This is a genomic window from uncultured Anaerotruncus sp. (assembly GCF_902490045.1).
Lineage (GTDB): Bacteria > Bacillota > Clostridia > Oscillospirales > Ruminococcaceae > Anaerotruncus.
In genome coordinates, this window is the sequence record NZ_CABUCJ010000139.1 from 1 (window position 1) to 5,723 (window position 5,723).

5 protein-coding genes are annotated in these 5,723 nt (G+C 64.1%); 3 read left to right on the plus strand and 2 right to left on the minus strand.

What is annotated here, in order from left to right; genetic code table 11:
- Positions 1-176 precede the first annotated feature (176 nt).
- Positions 177-956: a peptidylprolyl isomerase gene (locus RDM88_RS11370; RefSeq protein WP_308754953.1), complete on the plus strand. Its 780-nt coding sequence runs from the start codon at positions 177-179 to the stop codon at positions 954-956.
- A 67-nt stretch (positions 957-1,023) separates the two neighbouring features.
- Positions 1,024-1,449, plus strand: a complete 426-nt coding sequence (locus RDM88_RS11375) for a hypothetical protein (protein ID WP_308754954.1) — start codon at positions 1,024-1,026, stop codon at positions 1,447-1,449.
- A 224-nt stretch (positions 1,450-1,673) separates the two neighbouring features.
- Here the strand turns inward: RDM88_RS11375 and RDM88_RS11380 are convergent, their stop codons facing one another.
- Both RDM88_RS11380 and RDM88_RS11385 read right to left on the minus strand, forming a co-directional pair.
- Entirely contained in the window at positions 1,674-2,165 is a 492-nt protein-coding gene (locus tag RDM88_RS11380; protein WP_308754955.1) for a hypothetical protein, read from the minus strand.
- A 12-nt stretch (positions 2,166-2,177) separates the two neighbouring features.
- The gene (locus RDM88_RS11385) at positions 2,178-4,469 is read right to left on the minus strand and encodes a hydratase (protein WP_308754956.1); all 2,292 of its coding nucleotides are present in this window, start codon (positions 4,467-4,469) and stop codon (positions 2,178-2,180) included.
- A gap of 155 nt (positions 4,470-4,624) precedes the next feature.
- Between RDM88_RS11385 and RDM88_RS11390 the strand changes: the two genes are divergently transcribed.
- Positions 4,625-5,506 carry an LCP family protein gene (locus RDM88_RS11390; RefSeq protein ID WP_308754957.1) on the plus strand — a complete coding sequence of 294 codons (882 nt, stop codon included), beginning with the start codon at positions 4,625-4,627 and terminating at the stop codon, positions 5,504-5,506.
- Positions 5,507-5,723 lie beyond the last annotated feature (217 nt).

Consider the following 5,723-nt stretch of genomic DNA (forward strand, 5'->3'; position numbering starts at 1 on the left):
TAATCACCGGCGCCGCTTTTGCGCGCCCCGCGGCCCTGCCCGCCGATTCCTTTCCAAAAGTAAACTTACTATGAATATCCCGCAGGGAGATTGATTTTGGCGGATTATGTGGTAAAATATGAAGAGCAATCCATGTCCTTCGGAAGATCTGTATAAAACCATGGAGGTAACATCTTATGAAAAAAATCGCCCTGCTGCTCTGCGTGGTACTGATGCTTTCCACGCTGATGGTTGGCTGCAAAAAAACGGAGGCTCCCTCCCCCGAATCCGATACCCCGTCCGGGGAGGCCAGCGGACCGGAAAGCATGCCGGAAACCGCGGCCGAGATCTACGCCCACAATATGGAGATCGATGAATCCACCATCGACCTGGTCCAGTTCAACACGCCCGAGGCCGGCGCCCCTGTCGCGACCGTCAAGACTTCCCTCGGCGACATCAAGATGGTGCTCTTCCCCAGCGAGGCCCCCAAGGCTGTTGAAAACTTCCAGGCCCTCGTGGAAAAGGGCTATTACAACGGGCTGAAAGTCTACAGCGCCGTGCCGAGCGTCCATGTCGCGACCGGCGACCCCGACAACAACGGCAGCGGCGGCGAAAGCGCCTCGGGCGAGCCGTTCGAGGACGAGTACAGCCTCAACCTCTGGCACTTCAACGGCGCCGTCGCGATGGATAACGGCGGCACCCCCGGCCAGAACGGCAGCCGCTTCTTCATCGTCCAGAACTCCCACATCACCGACGAGCTCGGCGACAAGATGTTCGACGGCGGCTTCCCCGAGAAGGTCATCCAGAAGTATCTCGACGTCGGCGGCGTGCCGAATTACGACGCGCGCGACACCGTCTTCGGCCAGGTCATCGAGGGCATGGACGTCGTCGAGAAGATCGCGGCCGTCGCCACCGACGCGGACCACAAGCCCGTCGAAGACGTCGTGATCACCTCCGTCGAGCTGGGCACCCTCTGAGCGTAAACAGAAACCGAGCGCGGGACGCCAACGCGTCCCGCGCTTTTATGTAAAGGAGACGCTTTCCATGAACCATGTCAAACGCATCGCGGCGCTCGTGCTCGCGCTGGCGCTCGTCCTCTCCCTCGCCGCCTGCGGCGGCTCCAAAACCCAGAAGGTCACCGATTTTCTCGCCGAAAAGATGCCCGGCGAATATGCCGAGGCCACAAAGGCGACCGCCGTCACCGACGCGGGCGGCGGCTCCTTCAACGTCGCGCTGACGATCGACCTGCCCTCCGGCGGCGCGTCCGACGAGGACATGTTCGACACCATCGCCTTTGAGGCGAGCTACCTCATTGACGAGGTCTTTGCCGAGCCCCCCTATCCGCTCAACTTCAAAATCCACTTCCTCAAGGACGGGGTGGATTTCGCCGACATCGAGCGGGCGCACGGCGACCCTACCTTCTACCGCACCTACCAGGGGACGACCGATACCTTCCAGTTCCAGATGTGAGGCCGGGCGACCGGCGGCGAGTCCCTTGTCCCGGCCTAAGAGCCGCCCTTCGGGCGTTTGGCCTCGATCGGCGGCTGCGGCCGCGCTCTTGATCGCCCAGGAAATGGACGAAAGAAAGGCGCTCAGGGGGGATCCTGATCCCGGCGCTCCCGACAAAAGACACGACAGCTTCTCAAAAAAAGAGACCGCCGACAGCGGTCTCTTTTTTTCGTATGCGGAGCGCCCTACCCGACGACCTTATAGCCGTTGGTGAGGTCGCCGAGGTCGACGTAATACTTGCGGTAGTCGTCGGGGTGCACGAGCACCCGGACGGTGCAGCGGCCCTCCAGCAGGGAGGCGGGGTTGAACCACAGGCCCTCGCTGCGAAAATTGTAGATCGTGCGGGTGGCGGAGTCGGTGTAGTGGCAGTGCACCACATAGGGGTGCCTGCCGTTCATCTCCAAAGAGGTCTGCAGGCCGCAGCCGTCGTATTCCGCGTTGATCGCGCGGCCGTTTTCGATCAGCCAGCGGCGCAGGCGCGCCCTGCGCGCGAGCACCGCGAGGCCGACGATTCCCACGAGCAGGAAGACCAGCCCCGCCAGCCCGAAGGCCAGCAGGAAGACCGGGCCGTTCGGCGCGGTAAAGCCGAGGCCCAGGCCAATCGCGAGGAACACCGCGCCGAAGGCCGTAAAAAACCCGAAGAACGCCTTCATAAAGGTTGCCGGATTCCGGAACATATGGGTCCCTCCTCAGTTCTGCGCGCGGTAGTAGTTGATGAGGCAGCCTGCGAGGATGATGTCCCGCTCGTCGTCGGTCAGGTCGCCGAGCGTGAGGGTGAAGGGCCTGGTCCCCTCCTTCGTGAAGGCGTAGGCGGTGATTTCCGCCTGCTTCTCCGCGACGGCGCGGCGGATGTGGGGGATGAAGACCGCGTCGTATTTTCCGAAGGGCGGCTCGCCGGAAATCACGAAGGGCAGCATGCCCCAGTTGATGAGGTTGGAGCGGTAGCGCTTGGTGGCGTACTCCTGGGCGATGTTCGCCCAGCCGCCCAGCACCTTCTGGCAGGAGGCGGCCTGCTCGCGCGCGGAGCCGTCGCCCGGCTTGACCGCATAGACAAGCGAGCCACAGCCGATGGTCCCGCTGTCGACCTCCTTGAAGCCGTCGATCGCGCGGATCCTGTGGATCGGGCAGTCGGGCAACCGGTCGTCGAAGGCGGTGCCCTTCTCGCGGCGGAGCGTCTCCCACTTCTGGGAGTTCTTCGCGGCCTCGACGTACGCCGGGTCCTTGCGTGAGAGGGTGAATTCCGCCAGCTTGAGCGGGTTGGAGCGGTAGGAGGAGGTTTCGCCCGACGGGATCAGCTCGTCGGTGGTGGTGACCGGGTCGGTGATGTAGGCGTCCACGTCGAGCAACAGGTGCTCGGTCAGCGGGGACATCTCCGGCCAGTCGGCGATGTTCGGGCCGAACTTGAGGGGCAGCTCAGGCTGCGCGCGGCCCACGCCGTCATAGACGCGGTTTTTGTAGACCTCGCCGTGGAAGACGTATTTGGGCTTGGTGAACCCGACGTCAAGGTCGGTGGCCGGGGTGAGGACGCCGTGGTTCAGGGCGGTGGCCGCGATCGAACGCGCGTCCATCAGCGCGACCGACGCGATCTGTCCGTTCCCCGGCTTGGAGCCCTCGCGGTTGGGGAAGTTGCGGGTCGAGTGGCGGATCGAGAGGCCGCCGTTGGCGGGCACGTCGCCCGCGCCGAAGCAGGGCCCGCAGAAGGCGGTGCGCACCGTGGCGCCCGCCTGCATGAGGCTGGCGATCGCGCCGTTTTCCACGAGGCTGATGAAGACCGGCTGGCTCGACGGGTAGACCGAGAGCGCGAACTCGTCCGCGCCGATCGAGCGGCCCGCCAGGATGTCCGCCGCGTCGCAGATGTTGTCGTAGGTGCCGCCCGCGCAGCCCGCGATGACGCCCTGGTCGACCAGCAGGCGGCCGTCCTTCACCTTGTCGCGCAGGGTGAAATGGATGGCGGGGTTGTCGATCGACTTCGCGCCCTCCTTCTCCACCTCCGCGAGGATGTCCATGAGGTTGGCGTTCAGCTCGTCGATCTCATAGGCGTTGGAGGGATGGAAGGGCATCGCGATCATCGGCTTGACGGTCGAGAGGTCGACGTAGACGACCCCGTCGTAGTAGGCCGCGTCGCCCGGGGCAAGCTGCTTGAACGCCTCCCCGCGGCCGTGGGCCTCGAAGTAGTCCTTCACCTGGCCGTCGGTCGCCCACACGGAGGAGAGGCAGGTCGTCTCGGTGGTCATGACGTCGATGCCGTTGCGGTATTCGACATTCAAATTGGCGATGCCGTCTCCGATGAACTCCATGACCTTGTTTTTCACATAGCCCTTCTTGAACACCGCGCCGATGATCGCCAGCGCGACGTCCTGCGGGCCGACCCCCTTGTGGGGCCTGCCGGTCAGGTAGACGGCGACCACCTGCGGGCGCCTGATGTCATAGGTGCGGCAGAGCAGCTGCTTGACAAGCTCGGGGCCGCCCTCGCCGACCGCCATCGTGCCCAGCGCGCCGTAGCGCGTGTGGCTGTCCGAGCCGAGGATCATCTTTCCGCAGCCGCTCATCATCTCGCGCATATACTGGTGGATGACCGCCTGGTGCGCCGGGACGTAGATGCCGCCGTACTTTTTGGCGGCGGAGAGCCCGAACATGTGGTCGTCCTCGTTGATCGTGCCGCCCACCGCGCAGAGGGAATTGTGGCAGTTGGTGAGCACATAGGGCAGCGGGAACCGCTCAAGCCCCGACGCGCGCGCCGTCTGCACGATGCCCACATAGGTGATGTCGTGGGAGGCCATCGCGTCGAATTTGATCTTCAGGTCGTCCATATTGCCGCTCGTGTTGTGCGCCTCAAGGATCGAATACGCAATCGTCCGTTTGCGCGCCTCCTCCTTCGGGACGGCCTTGCCCATCGCCGCCAGCGCTTCGGCGGCATGTCCATCGTCGGGGATCAGCCTGCCGCCCGCATAATAGGCGCCGGTTTCGTAAAGTTTTATCATGAAATTACCTCCTGTATATTTTTTGAATCAACCGCGCGCGTCATCGGCGGCGGAACAGGTTCTGTCCCCCATTTTAACACATCAAAGCCGCCCGCGCAATGAATAAGCTGTGTGCAATCCTGCCAATCCTACTGGGTAGACAGGGGGGATTTCCTTTGCGGGAAGAAAACAAATGGCGTACCTTTTTGCTGGCGTTCACGCTGACGCTCATGCTGCTCGCCTTCATCATGGTGCTGACGGTCATGGCGGTGCAGCCGTCGATGCCCCGCCAGAATATCCGCGACGATCCGCCCGAGATCTCCTACCGGCCGACGGCGGGCGACGCGCTGACCATGGTGGTCGTCGGCAGGGCGCAGGACGGGAGCGCCGGCGACTTCCTTCTCATCCGCTTCAATCCCCAGTACGGGCAGGTGCCCCTCGCGCTGCTGCCCCCCGAAACTCTCGTGACCCTCGGCGGCGAGCGCCTCACCCTCGCCGGGGCGTGGGAACGCGGGGGCGGCGTCTCCGTCCGCGAGGCGCTTTCCGAGCGGCTGGGCATCACCGTCGACCGGTACGCCGCCCTCTCCCGCGACGTCTTCATCCGCATCGCGCAGAAGACGGGCACCGTCGTCTTTACCCTCCCCCACGCGATCTCCTACGAGCGGGACGGCTACTCGATCAACATTCCCGCCGGGGAACGCCGCCTCGACGCGCAGGATGTGGCCGACGTCTTCTCCTGCCCCGTTTTCGAGGGCGGCGCGCTCGGCAGAAGCGAGCTGCTCGGGGATCTCGCGGCCGCCATCGTCAACCAGAACCTCGACGCGGCCAGCGACAAGCTCTCCTCCGGGCTTTTCAAGCTCGCGGTCAACCTTGTGGACACCGACGTTTCCGCCGCCGACTACGAGCTGCGCCGCGAGGCCGCCGATTTCGTCTCCCGGCTTGACACCGACGTCTCGGGCAGCCTCGCGCCCGCGGGCACGCTGCTCGAGGGAGGCGAGCTCGAGCTTTCGGAGGAATATGTCTCGCTCATCCGCAGATATTTCGGCGCAGCGGCTTAGGCGGAGCGGGCGGGAAACCGGGGCTCCGGGGCGCGGGGGAACCTCCCCCGCGCCGCCGCGTTTCCCGCTCTCCGCGCTGGCAAAATTTTGGCGGAAACGGGTTGACAAGCCGCAGGCGTTATGATAGAATAAAGTTCGTCGCTATGGAGGATGTTACATCTGCTGGTGTAGCTCAGTTGGTAGAGCAGCTGATTTGTAATCAGCAGGTCGGGGGTTC